General features: G+C 72.6%; 16 protein-coding genes. 9 read left to right on the plus strand and 7 right to left on the minus strand.

What is annotated here, in order from left to right; genetic code table 11:
• Positions 1 to 91: 91 nt before the first annotated feature.
• From AB0I91_RS37720 to AB0I91_RS37735, 4 genes are all read right to left on the minus strand, one after another.
• Complete coding sequence (locus AB0I91_RS37720) at positions 92 to 745, minus strand: DUF5336 domain-containing protein (protein ID WP_498783514.1); 654 nt, start codon at positions 743 to 745, stop codon at positions 92 to 94.
• A 185-nt stretch (positions 746 to 930) separates the two neighbouring features.
• Positions 931 to 1,821: a succinate--CoA ligase subunit alpha gene (gene sucD / locus AB0I91_RS37725; RefSeq protein ID WP_498783512.1), complete on the minus strand. Its 891-nt coding sequence runs from the start codon at positions 1,819 to 1,821 to the stop codon at positions 931 to 933.
• Positions 1,822 to 1,823: 2 nt separating this feature from the next.
• Positions 1,824 to 2,993: an ADP-forming succinate--CoA ligase subunit beta gene (gene sucC / locus AB0I91_RS37730; RefSeq protein ID WP_498783511.1), complete on the minus strand. Its 1,170-nt coding sequence runs from the start codon at positions 2,991 to 2,993 to the stop codon at positions 1,824 to 1,826.
• Between the two features lie 268 nt (positions 2,994 to 3,261).
• The gene (locus tag AB0I91_RS37735; protein WP_499641141.1) at positions 3,262 to 4,890 is read right to left on the minus strand and encodes a hypothetical protein; all 1,629 of its coding nucleotides are present in this window, start codon (positions 4,888 to 4,890) and stop codon (positions 3,262 to 3,264) included.
• Positions 4,891 to 4,984: 94 nt separating this feature from the next.
• On the opposite strand from AB0I91_RS37735, the gene AB0I91_RS37740 reads away from it, so the two are divergent.
• Both AB0I91_RS37740 and AB0I91_RS37745 read left to right on the plus strand, forming a co-directional pair.
• Positions 4,985 to 5,956 (plus strand): alpha/beta fold hydrolase, encoded by a 972-nt coding sequence (locus AB0I91_RS37740; RefSeq protein ID WP_499641143.1) that lies wholly within the window; start codon positions 4,985 to 4,987, stop codon positions 5,954 to 5,956.
• A 362-nt stretch (positions 5,957 to 6,318) separates the two neighbouring features.
• Positions 6,319 to 6,987, plus strand: a complete 669-nt coding sequence (locus AB0I91_RS37745) for a M23 family metallopeptidase (protein WP_498783506.1) — start codon at positions 6,319 to 6,321, stop codon at positions 6,985 to 6,987.
• Between the two features lie 361 nt (positions 6,988 to 7,348).
• Here the strand turns inward: AB0I91_RS37745 and pcrA are convergent, their stop codons facing one another.
• On the minus strand, positions 7,349 to 9,676 hold the full coding sequence (pcrA, locus tag AB0I91_RS37750; RefSeq protein ID WP_499641144.1) for a DNA helicase PcrA: 2,328 nt from the start codon (positions 9,674 to 9,676) through the stop codon (positions 7,349 to 7,351).
• A gap of 216 nt (positions 9,677 to 9,892) precedes the next feature.
• On the opposite strand from pcrA, the gene AB0I91_RS37755 reads away from it, so the two are divergent.
• Positions 9,893 to 10,153 carry a chorismate mutase gene (locus tag AB0I91_RS37755; RefSeq protein WP_230572379.1) on the plus strand — a complete coding sequence of 87 codons (261 nt, stop codon included), beginning with the start codon at positions 9,893 to 9,895 and terminating at the stop codon, positions 10,151 to 10,153.
• On the opposite strand, the gene AB0I91_RS37760 is transcribed toward AB0I91_RS37755, so the two are convergent.
• Positions 10,122 to 11,402 (minus strand): arginase family protein, encoded by a 1,281-nt coding sequence (locus AB0I91_RS37760; protein ID WP_499641146.1) that lies wholly within the window; start codon positions 11,400 to 11,402, stop codon positions 10,122 to 10,124. The two genes, AB0I91_RS37755 and AB0I91_RS37760, sit on opposite strands and share 32 nt — an antisense overlap.
• Before the next feature lie 64 nt (positions 11,403 to 11,466).
• Between AB0I91_RS37760 and AB0I91_RS37765 the strand changes: the two genes are divergently transcribed.
• The 6 genes from AB0I91_RS37765 (at position 11,467) to AB0I91_RS37790 (ending at position 18,447) form a co-directional block, all read left to right on the plus strand.
• Positions 11,467 to 11,781 carry a hypothetical protein gene (locus tag AB0I91_RS37765; protein ID WP_230572381.1) on the plus strand — a complete coding sequence of 105 codons (315 nt, stop codon included), beginning with the start codon at positions 11,467 to 11,469 and terminating at the stop codon, positions 11,779 to 11,781.
• 203 nt (positions 11,782 to 11,984) lie between these two features.
• On the plus strand, positions 11,985 to 12,896 hold the full coding sequence (locus AB0I91_RS37770; RefSeq protein WP_498783502.1) for a hypothetical protein: 912 nt from the start codon (positions 11,985 to 11,987) through the stop codon (positions 12,894 to 12,896).
• Positions 12,897 to 13,056: 160 nt separating this feature from the next.
• Positions 13,057 to 13,842: a hypothetical protein gene (locus tag AB0I91_RS37775; RefSeq protein ID WP_498783501.1), complete on the plus strand. Its 786-nt coding sequence runs from the start codon at positions 13,057 to 13,059 to the stop codon at positions 13,840 to 13,842.
• Positions 13,843 to 14,000: 158 nt separating this feature from the next.
• Positions 14,001 to 14,969 (plus strand): hypothetical protein, encoded by a 969-nt coding sequence (locus AB0I91_RS37780; protein WP_499618190.1) that lies wholly within the window; start codon positions 14,001 to 14,003, stop codon positions 14,967 to 14,969.
• A 409-nt stretch (positions 14,970 to 15,378) separates the two neighbouring features.
• On the plus strand, positions 15,379 to 16,728 hold the full coding sequence (locus AB0I91_RS37785) for a serine/threonine-protein kinase (protein ID WP_499641148.1): 1,350 nt from the start codon (positions 15,379 to 15,381) through the stop codon (positions 16,726 to 16,728).
• A gap of 108 nt (positions 16,729 to 16,836) precedes the next feature.
• A complete protein-coding gene (locus AB0I91_RS37790) occupies positions 16,837 to 18,447 on the plus strand; it encodes a serine/threonine-protein kinase (RefSeq protein WP_498783495.1) in 1,611 nt (536 codons plus the stop codon).
• Between the two features lie 226 nt (positions 18,448 to 18,673).
• Here AB0I91_RS37790 and AB0I91_RS37795 read toward each other — a convergent pair whose 3' ends face one another.
• On the minus strand, positions 18,674 to 19,567 hold the full coding sequence (locus AB0I91_RS37795; RefSeq protein WP_498783493.1) for a LysR family transcriptional regulator: 894 nt from the start codon (positions 19,565 to 19,567) through the stop codon (positions 18,674 to 18,676).
• Position 19,568 lies beyond the last annotated feature (1 nt).

The following is a 19,568-nucleotide window of genomic DNA, read 5'->3' on the forward strand; positions in this document are numbered from 1 at the left end:
GTCGGTTTTTGTTCGGGCGCGGGCCTCCCCGCTCCGCCTGGGGGTGGGGGGGGGGCCCCCGCCCCCCCCCCCCACCCCTCCCACGACGTGCTCAGCCCTGCTGCGGGCCGCCGAACCCGCCGGGCGGCGTGCCCTGGCCGGGCTGCTGGCCGGGCTGGCCGAACTGGCCGGGCTGCGGCATGTAGGACGTCGGCTGCGGCTGGCCGGGCTGCTGGGCCTGCTGCTGCGGCGGCGCCTGCTGGACGAACTGGCCGGACGGCGGGCCGAACTGCTGCGGCTGCTGGCCCTGCTGCGGGAACGCGCCGGACTGCGGGTTCCAGCCACCCGGCTGGCCGTAGACGTTCGCGGCCTTCGGCTGGAGCTTCACGATGCCGGTCTCGAGCAGCAGGCTCATCACGACGGCCGCCGCCAGCAGCAGCGACACGATCAGCAGCACGATCTGCATGCCCTGGACGTCGGCCTCGGTGGTGATCAGGCCCTGGAGCAGGCCGAGGGTGGGGATCAGCGCGAACGGCACCGCCGCGTACAGCAGGCCCTTGGGCGCCTGCGGCAGCACGGACAGGCCGGCGAGGATGCCCGCCGCGTACAGGTACTCCGACGACGGCACGTCGTCGGCGAACGCGAGCAGGAACGCGATCAGCGCCAGACCGGCGGCGACCAGCGGAAGGATGAGGTTCAGGTTCACACCCACCGCCGGCTGCGCCGGACCCGGCTGCTGCTGAGGGGCGCCGTACGGCTGGGACATGATGCGGTCTCCTCCACCTGCGGAACTGATTTCGGGTCGACAGAACGCTAGCCGATGCGCACTCTCCGACGGCGACCGGACCTCCGTGGTTCCCCCCAATGTGCGCATTGACTCGTCCCGGCACGCACTGAGGGCCACCTCCCGGCGGGGAGGTGGCCCTCAGGTCACGCACGAACGGCCCAGTGTCAGCCGATGGACTGCATGATCTCCCGCATCAGCGCGGCCGTCTCGCTCGGCGTCTTGCCGACCTTGACGCCCGCCGCCTCCAGGGCTTCCTTCTTCGCCTGCGCGGTGCCGGCCGAGCCGGACACGATCGCGCCCGCGTGGCCCATCGTCTTGCCCTCGGGCGCGGTGAAGCCCGCCACGTAGCCGACGACCGGCTTGGTGACGTTGTCCTTGACGTAGGCCGCGGCCCGCTCCTCGGCGTCGCCGCCGATCTCGCCGATCATCACGATCGCCGCGGTCTCCGGGTCGGCCTCGAAGGCCGCCAGCGCGTCGATGTGGGTGGTGCCGATGATCGGGTCGCCGCCGATGCCGATGGCGGTGGAGAAGCCGAAGTCGCGCAGCTCGTACATCATCTGGTAGGTCAGCGTGCCGGACTTCGACACCAGACCGATCTTGCCCGCGCCGGAGATGTTGGCCGGGATGATGCCCGCGTTGGACTGCCCGGGGCTGATCAGGCCGGGGCAGTTCGGGCCGATGATCCGGGTCTTGTTGCCGGTCGCGACGGCGTGCGCCCAGAACGCGGCGGTGTCGTGCACCGGGATGCCCTCGGTGATCACGACGGCCAGGCCGATGCCCGCGTCGATCGCCTCGATCACGGCCGCCTTGGCGAACGCCGGCGGCACGAAGATCACGGTCACGTCGGCGCCGGTCGCCTCCATGGCCTCGGCCACCGAGCCGAACACCGGCAGCACGTTGCCGTCGAAGTCGACCTTCTCGCCCGCCTTGCGCGGGTTCACGCCGCCGACGATGTTCGTGCCGGACGCCAGCATCCGCTTGGTGTGCTTGGTGCCCTCGGCGCCGGTCATGCCCTGGACGATGACCTTGCTGTCCTTGGTGATGAAGATTGCCATCGTCAGACCCCCGCAGCCGCGAGCTCGGCGGCCTTGTCGGCCGCGTTGTCCATAGTGTCCACCACGGTGACCAGCGGGTGGTTGGCCTCGGCGAGGATCCGACGGCCCTCCTCCACGTTGTTGCCGTCCAAGCGGACCACGAGCGGCTTGGAGGCCTCGTCGCCCAGGATGCCCAGCGCGGCCACGATGCCGTTGGCGACCGCGTCGCACGCGGTGATGCCGCCGAAGACGTTCACGAAGACCGAGCGCACGTCCGGGTCGTGCAGGATGATGTCCAGGCCGTTGGCCATGACCTCGGCCGACGCGCCGCCGCCGATGTCGAGGAAGTTCGCGGGCTTGACGCCCTTGTGCTTCTCGCCCGCGTACGCCACCACGTCGAGGGTGGACATCACGAGACCGGCGCCGTTGCCGATGATGCCGACCTGGCCGTCCAGCTTGACGTAGTTGAGGCCCTTCGCCTTGGCCTTGGCCTCCAGCGGGTCCTCCGCCTGCTTGTCCACCAGCGCCTCGTGGGCGGGGTGGCGGAAGGAGGCGTTCTCGTCGAGGGTGACCTTGCCGTCGAGCGCGACGATCTTGCCCTCGGGGTCGCGGACCAGCGGGTTGACCTCGACCAGCGTGGCGTCCTCGGAGACGAAGGTCTCCCAGAGCTTCACGATGACGTCGGCGACCTGGTCGGCCACCTCGGCCGGGAACTTGGCGGCGGCCACGATCTCGTCGGCCTTGGCGCGGTCGACGCCCTTGATCGCGTCCACCGGCACCTTGGCCAGGGCCTCGGGCTTGGTCGCGGCGACCTCTTCGATGTCCATGCCGCCCTCGACGCTGGCCATGGCCAGGAAGGTGCGGTTGGCGCGGTCGAGGAGGAAGGAGAAGTAGTACTCCTCGGCGATGTCGGACGCGGGGGTCACCAGCACGCGGTGCACGATGTGACCCTTGATGTCCAGGCCGAGGATCGCCTCGGCCTTGGCCGAGGTCTCGTCCGGGTTCTCGGCGAGCTTGACGCCGCCGGCCTTGCCGCGGCCGCCCGTCTTGACCTGGGCCTTGACCACGACGGTCTGGCCGAAGCGCTCGGCGATGGCCTTGGCCTCGGCGGGGGTGGTCGCCACGTCGCCCGGAAGTACCGGGACGTCGTGGGCGGCGAAGAGGTCCTTCGCCTGGTACTCGTACAGGTCCACTCGGGTCTCCTGCGACGTCGGTGTCGGACACCGCGTCCTGTCGTGCGGTCCTCTCCAGGTCCCGGCGCTCCAGGCTGGGGCCTGGTGCGCACACGTACCAGGCATCACCTGGAACGCCGGCACAGCCGTGGGGGGACCGGCTCGACGCGGCTTCGCAAGACACTATCGACCGGTCCGGAGTCCACCGCACCCCACGCCCGTGAACTCCGTCATAGAGGTGGTGAGGTCGATCACCAACGCCGGCGGGGCCGCCGATCCCACGATCGGTTCAGCGGGCCGTGCGCAACGCCCCGGCGACCACGAACGCGGCCGTCGCGGCGGCGGCCAGCCACAACCCCGGGCCGGGGGCGGCCTCGGCGGCGCGCGCCGCGGTGAGCGGGTACTCCCAGGCGCGGACGGCCGTGACGACGGCCGCGCCGAGCAGCAGCGCCGCGCCGCGGCCCGGCCTGGCCCTCAGCGCGACCACCGCCGCGACCACGACCGTGATCAACGCCACCAGCAGTCCGAACGAGCCGACGCGCAGCCCGAACGCGCCGATCGCCACGTAGTCCGGCGCCCGCAGCACGGGCAGGCTGAACGCGCCGACCGCGAGCAGCGCGGCGATCAGGGTGGCGGCGATCAGCGGCAGCGGCGGTTCGGTCGTGGCCGTGCCCACCTCGTCCCGCTCGACCGCGCCGGCCAGGGCGGCGGTGACGGCGGCGACCGCCGCGGCGACCACCGAGCCCGCGGTGAACCAGACGCCGACCCCCGGCCCGACCACGTCGACCTGCGTCGCGGTGAAGACGGCGTCGAGCGCGCCGGCGGCGCTCAGCGGGATGGTGACGACGGCGACGGTGAAGGCGGGCCGGACGGCGGCCTTGGCCAGCAGCGCGGCGGCGAGGACGCCGGTGGCGATCGCGGCCGGCCACAGCAGGCGCGCGGCGTAGTCCGCGGGCGGCGGGAAGCCGTCGGGCAGGACCAGGTGGTCGGTCGCCGCGCCGACGGCGGCCGTCGCGGCGGCGACCAGGCCGAACGCGCCCGCGATGACGTGCAGGCGGCGTTGGCCGGGCAGTTCGACGTCGTGCCCTTCGGCGTCGTCGTCCTTGACGGCCCGCTGCGGCCAGGCGAGCGCGACGGCGGCGGCGAGGACCAGGAACGGACCGACGGCCGGGCCGACCGCGTCGACCGAGAAGGCCGTGGCGATCGGCGGCACGGCGGCGCCCAGCAGGACGGCGGCCAGGCCGAGCAGCCCGCCCCGGCGCGCCTCGTGGGTGGTGGCGCTGGCCGCGAGGACGGCGAGCGCGGGCGCGGCCAGGGTGAGGACGAGGCCGCCCACCATCGGCAGCGTCGGCGAGTCGACCGTCCCGCGCGCCGGGATCAGCGCGTCGGACGAGGTGAACGGCGCGGTGAACAGGCCGATGCCCGCCACGATGCCCGCCGTGGCCGGCAGCGCGAAGCTCGCGCGTTCGCTGCGCACGTCCGGTTCCGTGCCGAAGGTGGCCAACGCGCCGGCCGCGATCAGCAGCACGTGCCCGGCCGGCAGCAGCCACAGGCCGAGCACGGGCTCGGGCGGGTCGAGGCTCGCCGCGCGCATCAGCTCGGGCCGGGCGGCGTCGACCGGGTCGACGAGGAGCTGCAGGTCGGCGAGCAGCCGGCCGAGGGCGAACACGGCGGGCGCCACGAGGGCCGCCGCCGCGGTGAGCTCCTGCCCGCGCGAGAGGAAGAACGCCGCCAGGGCGGTCGGCAGCACGGCGAGCAGCGCCAGCAACGGCCAGGAGGTGAACGCGGGCGGCGCGGAGCCGTCGACCACGCCGACCGCCGGCGCCACCGCGGTGAGGAGCGAGCCCGCCAGGGCTGCCCCGACCGCCGTCCGGAGCCTCGTGCGGATCGGTGAGACCGGTTCAGCGGTTCGCATCACCGGTCGGACGCTAGCAAAACCGGGCAGGCGGCGACGGGCGACCGGTCGGGACCACCGGGGGTTGTGGACGTCGGCCGTCGGGTACTGATCGTCGGTGAGGGCATCACCTACCTCCCGCCCGGTGGGCGACGCGGTGCGGCGGCTCGTGGAGACCTGGTCGGGCCGGGTCGGCGCGGGCGTGGACGCCGGGCTGGGCGTGGCGGGCGAGGCCCTCGGCCTGGCGGGCGGCGTGCTGCGGGCCGTCGCTTCACCCGGCGGCGTGCGGGGTGTCGCCGTCGAGGCCGCCTGGCTGGCCGCGCGCACCGTCCTGTACCCGTGGGGCGTCGCGGAGGAGCGGGTGAAGCCCGAGGGGCACTACCGCACCGACCACCTGCCACCCCGCCGGCGCGGGCTCCTGGTTTCGGCCATGGACGCCGCGGGCACCCCGATCGTGTTGGTGCACGGCATCGGGGACAACCGCTCCGCCTTCGCAGTGCTGTCGGGGGCACTGCGGAGGCGTGGCTTCGGAGCGGTGCACGCCGTGAACTACAGCGTGCTGACCGCGTTGACGGGGGACGTCCGGCGGTCGGCGGCGCTGCTCGGGGAGCACGTCGAGCGGATCTGCGAGGAGACCGGATCCGACCGGGTGCACGTGGTCGGCCACTCGCTGGGCGGCCTGATCGCCCGTTATTACGTGCAACGCCTGGACGGGGACGCGCGGGTGCGCACGCTGGTCACCCTCGGCACCCCGCACCGCGGCACGCTGGCCGCCTACCTCCTGCCCACGGCGCTGACCAGGCAGTTGAGGCCCGGTTCGGACCTGCTGGCGGAGCTGGCCGAACCGTCGCGACCCTGCCGCACCCGGTTCGTCGTGGTGTGGAGCGAGATGGACCAGGTGATCGTCCCGCAGCGGAATGCCCGGTTGGAGCACCCGGCGCTGGTCGTCGAGGAGCACCGGATACGTGATTCAGGTCACCTTTCACTACCGGTTGACACACGCACCCTTCACCTCGTTGTGACGGCCATCACGCGTTCGCATGACAGTGGGGTTCACCCCATCGTGCCTGTACGTGAGGGGTTTTCGTAGCCCGGTCATGACCCTGAGTCACGACTCATACGCGCGGATGTCCCACTGACCGCTAAACGGTCATCCTCGGCTTCGGGGATTGCCCTTAGGGGCTCCGCGCCGTTATCTTCCCCCGGTCCGTTGTCACGGTCTGGTCACAAGCAGGACGACGAGCCGGTACCCCGACCGGCTCAACCGGGATCCCCCGCCCGGTAGTCCGACCGGACTCCCCGAAGACGGAAGGCCAGGTTTTGTCTCAACACCGCTCCCCCGGCGGCCATACGAGTTCTGCTGTGCTCGAAGAAGCGGTAGACCGCGCTTCGACCCGCACGGTGAGCACGCACCGGCTTCCGCCTCCGCCCTCGGCGCTGCGCGGACGGATCGTGGTCGCCGCGGTCGCCGTCGGCGCGTTCGCCGCCGCCGGCGCAGGGCAGACGCTCCACGCGCTCGGGTCCGACTCGCCGGCCTCGGCAGACGAGGTCACCCCGCTCGCGAACTCCGCGGCCGACGGCGCCGCCGCGTTCGGCGTCGGTGGCACCGGCCCCGCCTCCCCGCAGGTCCTGCCCGTCGCCAAGACGGTCGACCCGGCGGCCGAGGCGCAGAAGCTCGTCAAGAGCCAGCACATCACCGAGACCCGCGAGGCCGAAGAGGCCGAGGCGCGGCGTCCCAAGTTCGCCCGTCCCGCCGCCGGCGACTTCACGTCCGGCTACGGCGGTCGCTGGGGCGAGATGCACTACGGCATCGACATCGCGGGCCCCATCGGCACGCCGATCCTGTCCGCCGCCGATGGTGTCGTGATCGAGGCCGGTCCGGCAAGCGGTTTTGGCCTGTGGGTCAAGGTCGAGCACGCCGACGGCTCGGTGACCGTCTACGGCCACGTGGACACCTACTCCGTGCGCAAGGGCCAGCGGGTCCTGGCGGGCGAGCAGATCGCGCGCATGGGCAACCGCGGCTTCTCCACCGGTCCGCACCTGCACTTCGAGGTCTGGAACCCGGACGGCAAGAAGATCAACCCGCTGGGCTGGCTCAACTCCAAGGGCATCAGCGTCTGAGCCGACGAGGCTCGCCACGTTCGTGGGCAAAGAGGTGGGGCCGGGCTGCTGAGCAGCCCGGCCCCTCCACTGTGCGGAACCGCCCCCCGAAGGTGATCCCCTCTTGCGGTCACCGCCCCGACGCGGCTCCCGCCCCACTGCCCACCCCCGTAGGCACCCCCTGCTCGCCGCCAAGCGGCCCTCCCCGGCCGGTTCACCCCGAATGACCCGGCCCATCCGCTTGTGACACCCCTATAGACGCACGTGCGGGATTCGGGTTGCACGGGAATTCAGCCACGTTCAGGCGAACACCGGTCGACCCTCAGGGGCCGACCGGGACACCTATATATACGTAAGGCGGCGAACTACGGCTGAGCGCGCCTCAGAGCTTCACGAGGGGCACGCCGCCGATGAGCATCAGCCGCACCGTCCCCGCGCCGCCGAAGTCGATCGTGGCGGTCGCACGGGGCCCCGAGCCGTCCACGGCCACGACCCGGCCGAGGCCGTACTTGTCGTGGCTCACCCGGTCGCCCACGTCCAGCTTCAGCGCGGGCGTGTCCTTCCAGCCCGCGTTGGTCGGTGCCGGGCGTGGCGTGCCCGACCCTCGACCGCCGCCCCACGACGTCGGCGCGGACGGCGCGGAGCGCTTGGGCTCCGTCCGCCGCCAGTCGAGCAGGTCGGCCGGGATCTCGTCCAGGAACCGCGACGCCGGGTTCGTCGACGGCTGGCCCCACGCCGAGCGCACCAGCGCCCGCGACAGGTACAGCCGCTTCTGGGCGCGCGTGATGCCCACGTAGGCCAGGCGCCGTTCCTCGGCCAGCTCCGTCGGGTCGCCGAGCGCCCGCAGGTGCGGGAAGACGCCGTCCTCCCAGCCGGTGCAGAACACCACCGGGTACTCCAGGCCCTTGGCGGTGTGCAGCGTCATCAGCGTGACCACGCCGTCGGACTCCGCGTCCGGCACCGAGTCGGCGTCCGCCACCAGCGCCACCCGCTCCAGGAACGCGGCCAGGGAGCCTTCGGCGGGAAGCTCCCCGAAATCAGGAGATGCAGCCTCGGCCGGCGTGGGGGTGTTCAAGTCGCCGAACTCGCGGGCCACCGTGACCAGCTCGTTGAGGTTCTCGACCCGGGTGTGGTCCTGCGGGTCCTCGCTGGCCTCCAGCTCGGCCCGGTAGGCGGTCTTCTCCAGCACCGCTTCGAGGATGTCGGCCACGTCGTCGCCGCGCTCGACCAGCTCGCCGAGCTCGTCCATCAGCTCGACGAACCCGGCGATCGCGTTGCGGGAACGCGGGTTGAGCAGCGGCACCTTGCCGGTCACCGCGTCGCGCAACGCCGCCGCGAAGCCGATCCGCTCGCGGTCGGCGTACATCGACACGCACGCCTCCGCGCGCTCGCCGATGCCGCGCTTGGGCACGTTCAGGATGCGCCGCAACGACACCGTGTCGTCGGGGTTGGACAACGCCCTCAGGTACGCCAGCGCGTCGCGCACCTCGCGCCGCTCGTAGAACCGGACGCCGCCAACGACCTTGTAGGGCAGGCCGAGGCGGATGAAGATCTCCTCGAACACGCGCGACTGGTTGTTGGTCCGGTAGAACACGGCGATCTCGCCGTTGTTCGCCTCGCCGCTGTCCACCAGGTGGTCGATCTCGCGCGCGACGAACGCCGCCTCGTCGTGCTCGTTGTCCGCGACGTAGCCGACGATCTTCTCGCCGTCGCCGAGGTCGCTCCACAGCCGCTTGTCCCGGCGGTCCGGGTTGCGCGAGATGACCGCGTTCGCCGCGCTCAGGATGGTCTGCGTGGACCGGTAGTTCTGCTCCAGCAGGATCGTGGTGGCCTGCGGGTAGTCGCGCTCGAACTCCACGATGTTGCGGATCGTCGCGCCGCGGAAGGCGTAGATCGACTGGTCGGCGTCGCCCACGACGCACAGCTCGCCCGGCGGCACGCCGTCCTTGCCGGTGCCGATCAGCTCGCGGACCAGCGTGTACTGCGCGTGGTTGGTGTCCTGGTACTCGTCGACCAGCACGTGCCGGAACCGGCGGTGGTAGTGCTCGGCCACGTCCGGGTGGTTCTGCAGCAGCTCGACGGTCCGCATGATCAGGTCGTCGAAGTCGAGCGAGTTCGAGTCGCCGAGCCTGCGCTGGTAGCTCTCGTAGACCTCGGCGACGCGGCGCTCCAGGTCGTTGCCCGCCCGCTCCTTGGCGGTGGCGGCGTCGACCAGCTCGTTCTTCAGGTTCGAGATGTGGATCGCGAGCGTGCGCGCCGGGTAGCGCTTGGGGTCCAGGTCGAGGTCGCGCGCCACCAGCGTGATCAGCCGGCGGGTGTCGTCGGAGTCGTAGATCGAGAAGCTGGACGACATGCCGAGGGTCTTGGCCTCGCGGCGCATGACCCGCACGCACATCGAGTGGAACGTGGACACCCACATCGAGCGGGCCCGCGCGCCGACCAGGTCGGCCACGCGTTCCTTCATCTCGGCGGCGGCCTTGTTGGTGAAGGTGATCGCCATGACCTCGCCGGGGTGCACGTCGCGCGCGGCGAGGAGGTAGGCGATGCGGCGGGTGAGCACGCGCGTCTTGCCCGAGCCCGCACCCGCCACGACCAGCAACGGGGCGCCCGCGTGCTCGACGGCCCGTCGCTGGGACGGGTTGAGGTCTTCGAGCAGCCGCGCGGACCGGGGGGAGGGGGGACTTGCGGGCAAGTCGAACAAGGCGCTCATCGCCTGTCCACGTTACCGGGTACCCCCGACAGTCCGTGGCTGTGGCATGATGAGCGGGTGCGCATGGCCCACTTCGAGTTTTTTTACGGGAACCGGACTCCGGCTCCCGTGGACCGCTAGCGCCGACAAGCCACCACGAAGCCCCGGAGTCCTCGGACCCCGGGGCTTCGCTGCTGCCAGGGCTGGGACTCCAACCAGAGTCGAGAGGTCGTCACCATGAACAGCACCGAAGCCGCACCGGACATCGACGCGTTGCGCCAGGAGATCGACCACCTGGACGCCGAGCTGCTGAGGCTCGTCAAGCGGCGGGTCGAGGTCTCCAAGATCATCGGCGCGGCCCGGATGGCCGCCGGCGGCACGCGGATCGTGCACAACCGGGAGATCGACGTGATCAACCGGTACAAGGACCTCGGCCCGGACGGTCGGGACCTGGCGATGATCCTGCTCAAGCTGGGCCGCGGCCACCTGGGCCGGTGACATGGCCGCTGCTCCGCGGACGGCGGCCCGGTCGACTTCCAGGCGACCGGGCCTCGACGCCGGAGGCGGCGAACTTCCACCCCGTGAGCGGGGCGCGGACGCCGCGGCGCCCCCCGCGGGACCGCCGGGGGTGGGGCCGGGCCGGGGGCCCCGGCCCCTCCCCCGCCGCCGGGGCCCCGCCGCGGGGGGCGGCCAACTCCACCCCGTGGCGCGGGCCCGGCCCCGGCCCCCGCCCCACGTCTACGAGCTGGGTGTCGTCCGGCACGTAGGCGAGCGGGTCGTCCAGCAGCAGGTCGAGGTCGAGCAGGCCCTCCACCAGCGCGTGCAGGCACAGCGCGGAGTAGCCGCGCAGGTAGCCGCCCTCCTGCGTGAGCACGGTCGGCAGGCCCAGCCCCGACACCGCCCGGCCGATGTCCCGGTAGCCGGCGGCGGTGAGGTTGTGCCTGCCGTTCGGGTCGAACGCGGAACCGTCGAAGCCGGACGCGCAGACGAGGAAGTCCGCGCCGAACTCGGCCAGCGCCGGGAACGCGACCTCCGCCAGCGCCCGCCGGTACGCGCCGTCGCCCGCGCCGAGGGACAGCTCGACGTTGATGTTCGAGGCCCCCGACTCGGCCGGCGCGCCGGTCTGGGCGTGGTTGGCGCCCCACGGGCCGTGCCGCATGTGCACCGACACCGTGAGCACGTCGTCGGTGTCGCGGAACACCTCCTGCGTGCCGTTGCCGTGGTGCACGTCCCAGTCGAGGACGGCGACCCGGCGCCCCGCGCGGCGGGCCGTCTCGGCGACCAGCGCGGCGTTGTTCACCAGGCAGTAGCCGTCCGCCAGACTCGGCTGGGCGTGGTGGCCGGGCGGGCGGACCAGGGCGTACGCCAGGCGCGTCCGACCGGCCGCGACCGCCTCGTACGCCGCCAGCGCGGTGCCGGCCGCCGCGCGGATCGCGTCCCACGAGCCGGGGCCGACGACGGTGTTCACCTCGATGGCGGTGGGCCGCTCGCACGCGGCCCGGAGGTCGGCCAGATAGGACGGCGCGTGGACGCGGGCCAGCTCCTCGTCGTCGGCGAACCGGCCGGTCGACCAGGACAGGTGCGGTGCGACCGGCCCGTGCTCCAGCGCGTGCCGGAACGTGCGCAGCCGGGCCGCGTTCTCCGGGTGCGGTTCGGCCGCGTCGAGCCACTCCCACCGGCCGGGCAGCTCCCACAGCCCCGTGCCGGTGTCGTGCTCGAGGCAGGCGTCGTGCCAGAAGACCTCCACCCCTGGGAGATATCAGGGCGATCACGGATGGTCCAGCGGGTTTGACCACGGGCACACTGTTGTCATGGTCATCGGTCTCATCACGGGCCTCATCGCGATCATCGGTGTGCTCGCCGCGCTGGCGCACGACGGTTACCTCGCGATGCTCGGTTCCGCCGCCAAGTCCAAGCGCGCCGCCGGCGCGCCCATCGCCCAGTACGTGCGCAGCCGGTGGACCGTCGCCGGGGTGACGACGATCATCGCGCTCGTCGGCCTGCTGATCACGTCGGGCGCCTCCACCTCGGGCGACATCATCGGCGCGCTGATCGCGGGTGGCGCCGGCCTGGCCGCCACCAACGCGCTCCAGAGCACCAGGAAGAAGCTGAACAGCGGGAGCTGAAGATTCACTCTTACGTGTGTCGCTGGGCCCCACAAGGCTGATCAGCGCAGCTCTCCGTGCACCCTGCACCTACGCTGAGCTAGCGGCGGGGTCCTCGGCGTCCCACCCCCATTCCCCGCGCCACCTGAAGCCTCAGGTGAGCTCGAGCCACCAGGTGAACCGCGAGGGCCGACGGGTCGGGGGGCGGGAGGGGTCTGCACAGCATGGACATCGGGGAACCGGAACGGTCGGGTCGGCATCGGCTGGAGGACGGGGCGGCGATCTGGCTGCCCATGGGCGGGGAGCTGGACCACACACCGCTCGATCGCGCGGCGCGACCGGCGCCCGCGCCACCGCCGACGGCACCACCTCCGGCGCCACCCCCGCCCGCACCGCCCCCGCCGGACCCGTTCGTCGACACCGACGCCATGGGGCTGCGCAAGTTCAACATCGGCCTGGTGCCCGCGTCCGTGACGCCGCCCCGGACGTGGAAGCGCGCCGCCTGGTTCACCGTGCTGTCGTCGGCCGGCGTCCTGGTCGGGCTGGCCGTCGCGGCGTCCAACCTGGTCGGCACCAACGGCCCGGCCGAGCGCATCGGGCTGCCCGGCTACCCGACCGACGTGCCGCTGCTGACCGGCTTCCCCACCGCACCGCCCCCGCCCACCCCCTCCACGGCGCGAGGCATCCCCGCCGAGGCCGTGGCGGACAGCCTGGTCGCCGCCGGCGGCGACCGCGCCGCGGCGGGCAGCGCGTCGACCGACGACCAGGGATCGGGGACGTCCGCGCAGGTCACCACCGTTCCCGCCGAGTCCGGGCCGGTCTTGGACGCCGAGGCGATGGCGGTGAGCACCGAGCTGTTCTACGAAGAGGTGGCGGCGAACTCCGACGGCGCGCTGACGCTGGTCTCGGACGGGTTCCGGGTGACCGGCGAGGTGCTCGACCTGGAGCGGGAGTTCGCGGACGTGGCCCGGATCGAGGTGCGGGAGATCAGCGTCGACCCGACGCGGGGGATCACCGTGAGCACGTTGGACGTGGTCCACGAGGACGGGTCGCGGACCACCGAGAAGCGGGAACTGGTGTTCACCACCGGCAGCACGCCGCTGATAGACGGAGAACGGCCCGCGGGCGGCGCCTGAGACCACCGGTGGTGGGCGTCGCTCCGTAATCCTTCCTCCGTTAGAGGTACGGACGTCGACCACTGGCCGCCACGAACGAGTGAACTCCCACGCTGAGCTGGATTCCCGCCGCTCCCCCACGGTACGAGTCTTGGCGACTACACGACCGAGGGAGTCGCCAGTGCAGCGCCCTACGACGAGCGGTCGCCGGCACAACCGCGCGGGTTCGGTCACGGTGGCGGAGCTGATCAGGAAGCAGCCCGCACCGGTGCGGATCCGGACCCGCGAGCAGGCCGCCACCCATGGCCTGATCACCGACCTGTTGCGTGAGGAGAACGACACGGCCCCCTCGGCAAGACGTCCCACCCGTGCGGCGAAGCTCGCCGGCGTGACCACCGGGGCGATCGTCCTGCTCGGCTCGATCGCCGCCACCGCCGTGCTCGCGGGCAACCGCCCCGCCGGCCCCGACGGGCCCCTGGTCGAGCCGCCCGCGGCGATCAGCGGCTCGTCCGCGCTGCGACCCGACTTCCTGTCGGCGCAGCTGGGTCCGGGCCGGCCCGACCGGCTGCCCGCGCAGGCGCGCCTGGCCGTGCCGTCGGCCGACGACACGCCGCTGGAGCCACCGCGGATGGTCCCGCCTCCGCAGGTCGACGTCGGCCCGGAACCGGAGGTCGACATCGTGCGGAAGTTCTTCGAGCTGCTGCCCGCCAAGCCCTCCCAGGCGGCCCGGCTGCTGTCGCCCGAGCTGCTCGGCGGCAGCGCGCGCGACTTCGTCGAGTCCTGGGGCCACGTGCAGGCGATCACGATCGAGTCGACCTCGCGGCGGCCCGACGGCGCGGTGCTCGCGGTGGTGTCGATGCAGGAGCGCACGGGCCGGTGGTTGCGGGTCGAGCAGCTATTCCGGTTGACCGACACGAGCGTTCCCCGCATCGTCGCGACCGAGGTCCTATCAGCCCAACGAGGTTGACCGAGCGTAGCGATCACGCGCCAACTGTTCACTCAGCGTTCAATAAACCCATGAGTCCGTAGGAAACTTCACTCAAAGGGGTTACGTAGACGGTCACGATTCGGTATCCATGGTCCCGGTCAGTAGCGCAACGCACTCCCCGGGAAAGGTGTCCAGCGGTGTCGAACGACGACAAACGCCGTCGGCAGGATGGCTCGACGGCCAAGCTGTCGGTCGCCGACCTGCTCGCCAGGCGCGAGGCGGAGACGCAGCCGATCCCGCGGATCACCGACAGCGGAGCCGTCAACCGGACGCCGGCCGGCAGAGCCGTCAACCGGACCGCCGACGACCGGGCCGCCAACCGGGCTGCCGGTGGCGGCGCCTCGACCCGGGCCGCCGGGCGGAGCACCGACGACGACGAAGAGACCGTGCGCTTCTCCGTGGCCGCCCTCTCGGCGGCGGCCGGCGGGTCGGGGCTCTCGAACCTCTCGGGCCGCGAGCTGCACATCACCGAGCTGCTGCGCCGCGAAGGCCGCGCCGGCGAGGAGGAGCGCGGCGGCGGCGGGTTCTCCGTGCCGAAGCTCGTCGCGATGGCCAGTGGCGGCGTGGTGCTCGCCGGCACCGTCGCGTTCACCGCGACCAACCTGATGTCGTCCCCGGACGAGCGACCGCTGGCGGAGGTGCGCTTCGACGCCCGCCCGGCCGCCCGCGCCACCAACACGCTCACCAAGGACCTCGGCGCCGCGGCCGCCCAGCAGGCGCAGCAGCAGACGCAGGCCGAGACCACCACGACGACGCCCGAGCAGGCGCCGGAGACGACGACCCAGCGCGCGCCGCGGCCCGCCACCCAGCAGACGACGACCACGACGCAGCAGCAGACGCAGCAGGCGCCGTCGAGCACGACCACGCAGCCGCCGAGCTCCAGCAGCCAGCAGACGACGACTCCCCCGCCGCCGAGCACCACGACGCCCGCGCCGCCGAGCGACAGCGCGCAGCCGCCGTCGTCCTCCACGCCGCCGCCGTCCTCGTCGAACCCGAGCACCCCGCCGTCCGACGACGGCTCCGGCCTCGACCTCGACCTCGGTCTCGACCTGGGCGGGATCCTGAACCCGCTCGGCGGGTTCGACTTCTTCGCTCCGGCCAGCTGACCGCCTCACCGACGTTCCGCGCTCCCGCCGCTCGGGCACGCCGAGTGGCGGGGTCGCGCTGTGCGGTCCGACGACCGGCGACGGCGGGCGGGCGTCCGGGGTCACCTCGGCGCGTGACTCGTGCACCCGAACGGGTGAGATGTCAGGCGATTAGCCCGATCGGCCGCAAAACTGGTGATCTTCGTGCGAACGGGTGTCCTTACGGCCCGGTATCAGGTATCCCTTCCCGGTCACCTCTCGGCTCACGTGACCTGCGCAACGGCTCGAAAGGCGTAGTCACGGCCGGGGTAGGCTCTGCGGGCGAGCGGTGGCCTAGCCTGTTCCGCGCACCGATCCGCACGACGAGGAGCCCGAGCGTGAGACCTGCTGCCATTGCCGCGGTCACGCAGCGCCCCAGCGAGGTGGTCCGGTGAGCAACGACGGTCGCGTCATCGCCGAGCGCTACCGGTTCCTGGACCGGATCGGCAGCGGGGCGATGGGCGTCGTGTGGCGTGCCCAGGACGAGCGCCTCGGCCGCATCGTGGCGATCAAGCAGCTGCTGCTGGCGCCGAGCCTCGACGAGCGCGAGCAGGACGAGGCGATCCAGCGCGCCATGCGCGAGGGCCGCATCGCCGCCAAGCTGCACCACCCCAACGCCATCGCCGTCTACGACGTGGTGGAGGAGAACGGCGCTCCGTGCCTGGTCATGGAGTACCTGCCGTCCTACAGCCTGGCCGACACGATGGCCGAGCACGGGCCGCTGGAGCCGATCGAGGTGGCGCAGATCGGCATGCAGGCCGCGTCCGCGCTGGCCGCCGCGCACGCCGCCGGGATCGTGCACCGGGACGTCAAGCCCGGCAACGTGCTGCTCGCCGACAACGGCCTGGTCAAGATCACCGACTTCGGCATCTCCCGGGCCAGCGACGACGTCACGGTCACCAAGACCGGCCTGATCGCGGGCACGCCCGCCTACCTGGCGCCGGAGATCGCGCGCGGCCAGGACCCGACGCCCGCCTCGGACGTGTTCTCGCTCGGCTCGACGCTGTACGCGGCGGTCGAGGGCGAGCCGCCGTTCGGGCTGTCGGAGAACACGCTGGGCGTGCTGCACGCCGTCGCGGCGGGGCGGATCAACCAGCCCACGGTCGACCACCCGTTGACCGACGTGCTGCTGCGGCTGCTCAACTACGACCCCGCCGAGCGGCCGACCATGGCGCAGGCCCGCGACATGCTCAGCGCCGTCGCGCACGGCCGCAACCCCAGCCTGACCGGCCTGCTGCCGGCCAGCTCGCCGGGCTTCGCGCCGGTGCCCGCGGGCGCCACGGCCCTCATCGACGCCGACCGCACCCGCGTGGTGCGGCCCGGGCAGAGGTCCACGGGTGGCGCCACGCCGGTCGCCGCGCCGCCGCCGCCGCGCAAGAACGGCAACCGGCCGCTGGTGATCGCCGCGGTGGTGCTGGGCATCGTGCTGCTGCTCGGCTTCCTGGCGGTGGCGCTGGACTGGTTCGGCGGGAAGGACCCGATCACGCCGCCGGTGGGTGAGACGAGCTCGTCCTCGGCCACGCCGACCACCACGACGACCACGCAGGCCCCCACGACCACCGTGGAGACGCAGACGGTCACGGTCGACCCGACCACCACGACGACCACCACGACGACCACGACGACCACGACGCCGCCCACCACGACCACCACGACGACGACCGCACCGCCGGCGAGTTCGGTGAAACCGACCACGACCACCACCACTCCGACGACGACCACCACGCAGCCGAACCCGTGAACCTCGTAAGGTGGTGCCGAACCCGATCGGGTGACGCAACGTTCTTGTCCTGGTGGCGTCCTGTCGTTCGCCACTGAATGAAGCCCTAGCAGCTACTGGGAGCACGCCGTGAGCGACGATGGCCGCCTGGTTGCCGGCCGCTACCGACTTGGCCGGCGGATCGGCAGCGGTGCGATGGGCATCGTCTGGGAAGCGCACGACGAGCGGCTGCACCGCACCGTCGCGGTCAAGCAGCTGCTGCTGCAGCCCGGCTTGGCCGAGTCCGACACGGACGAGGCGAAGCGCCGCGCCATGCGCGAGGGCCGGATCGCGGCACGCCTGCAGCACCCGCACGCGATCGCGGTGTACGACGTGGCGGAGGACGACGGCCAGCCGTGGCTGGTGATGGAGTACCTGCCGTCCAAGAGCCTGTCCACGGCGCTGTCGGAGCGCGGCACGCTGCCGCCCCGCGACGTGGCGTCGATCGGCTCGCAGGTCGCCTCGGCGCTCGCCGCCGCGCACAACGCGGGGATCGTGCACCGCGACATCAAGCCGGGCAACATCCTGCTCGGCAACGACGGCACGGTGAAGATCACCGACTTCGGCATCTCCCGGGCCACCGGCGACGTCACGGTCACCGCGACCGGGATGCTCGCGGGCACGCCCGCCTACCTCGCGCCCGAGGTGGCCAAGGGTTACGACCCCGGCCCGCCCTCGGACGTGTTCTCGCTGGGCTCGACGCTGTACGCGGCCATCGAGGGCGCGCCGCCGTTCGGCTTGAACGAGAACACCATCGCCCTGCTGCACCAGGTCGCGTCGGGCAAGGTGGTGCCGCCGAAGCAGGCGGGCCCGTTGACCGCGCTGCTGATGCGACTGCTGCGCGCCGAGCCGGAGGACCGGCCGAGCATGGCCGAGGCCCGCGAGGCGCTGGCCGCGGTGGCGGCCGGTCGGGCCGCGCCGGAGTTCCCGGTCGCGCTGCCGCAGAGCCACCCGCCGTCGTGGCAGGGCGCGCCCGTCCAGGCGCCGCAGACCCACGCGCTGGCCCCGGCCGGCCGGCACAACCCGCCCGCCGCGCCGAACAACCCGCCGCACTCCGCGACCAGGGTGGCGCCCGCGCCGACCCCGCCGCCCGCGCCGCAGCGGCAGGTGAGCCACAACCCGCCGCCCGCCCGACCGACCGGTGCGTCGAGACCGGCCGGTGGTCCGATGAAGAGCAAGCGGTCCACGGTGCTCACCGCGCTGGCCATCGCGGGCGCGGCGGTCGTGGGCATCCTGCTGGCGAGCATGCTGGCGGACAACAACGACCCGGGCGGCAACCAGGCCGGCTCGACCACGACGACCGCGGCGCTGGAAGCGGGCGGCGAGGCGTCGGTCACGCCGTCGAAGAAGCCGTCCACCCCGACCGCCAAGATCACCGTCCTCCCGACGCCGCAGCAGCAGGAGCAGGCGCTGCGCGACTACTTCGCCCTGCTGCCGGAGAACGTGGACGAGGGTTACAGCCGGTTGACCGCCAAGATGCAGGCCACGGCCGGCGGGGCGACCGGCTACCAGGGCGTGTGGAGCCAGGTGAAGTCGATCGAGCTCAAGAACGTGCGGGAGAACTCGTCGTTCGCCTACGAGGTCGACATCGCCTACCACATGAAGGACAACTCGGTCATGACCGAGCGCAAGCTGATCATCCTGAAGTGGGAGAACCAGGGCATCTACATCGACGGTGAGCAGAAGCTCGGCCAGCCGTAGATCAACCGCAGGTCGGTGGGTCAGCCGTAGGTCGGCAGGTCCGCAGGTCTGCAGGTCCGCAGAGGTCCCCGCAGGCCGGCGCCTGCCAGCACAGGCCAGCACAGATTTCTGCAAGCCTGCACAGGCAGGCGCAAACTCCCGCAGGCCCCTGCAAGTCAGCGCAGTTCCCCGCAGGCCTGGCGCAAGTCTCTGCAAGACTGCACAAGTCAGCGCGGGTCGGCGCGGGTCAGCGTGACGAGGCCGCCAGCGCGTCGAGCAGGCTGGTCACGGCGGGCGAGCCGGCGCCGTCCTCGCGGATCGCGGCGCAGATGCTCCTGGTCGGTTCCGGGTGGCGCAGCTTGCGGACCACCACGCCGGGGTGCACGACACCGAGGCTGAGCTTCGGCACGATCGTCACCCCGAGCCCGGCCGCGACGAACCCCTGCGCGGTCGGGTAGTCGTCGGCCTCCACCACGATGTTGGGCGCGAACCCGGCGCCCGCGCAGGCGTCGAGCACGATGTCCCGGCACGGCCCGGGCGGCGTCACGGCGTCCACCCACTGCTCCTCCGCCAGGTCGGCGAGGTCGAGCACGCGCTTGCGGGTCAGCTCGTGGCCACGCCGCAGCACGGCCACGTACGGGTCGTCGAGCAGGTGCACGACCTGCACGCCCCGCGGCGGCTCGCTGTCGCGGTGGTGCACGACGATGGCCACGTCGGCGCGACCGGCCTCCACCTCGACCATCGGGTCGTCCGGCTCGGTCAGCTTGAGGTCGAGCTGCACGTCCGCGTGCTTGGCCCGGAACAGGGCGACGGCGGGCGGCACGAGCGCCGCGCCCGCCGTGGCGAAGTAGCGCACCCGCAACCGCCCGGTGCGTCCCGCCCGCAGGTCCGCGAGCGCCGCCTCCGCCTCGACCAGCCGGTCGGTGATGTGCGCGGCGTGCTCGGTCAGCAGCCGGCCCGCCAACGTCGGCCGCACGCCCCGCCCGACCCGGTCCAGCAGCGGCAGGCCCGCCTGCTTCTCCAGGGCCGAGACCTGCTGGCTGACGGCCGAGGGCGTGTACCCGAGGTTCACCGCCGCGGCGGTGATCGAGCCGGTGGTCACCACGGCCCGGAGCACCTGCATGCGTCGCACGTCCAACATG

The organism is Actinosynnema sp. NPDC049800 (genome assembly GCF_040656635.1).
Lineage (GTDB): Bacteria > Actinomycetota > Actinomycetes > Mycobacteriales > Pseudonocardiaceae > Actinosynnema.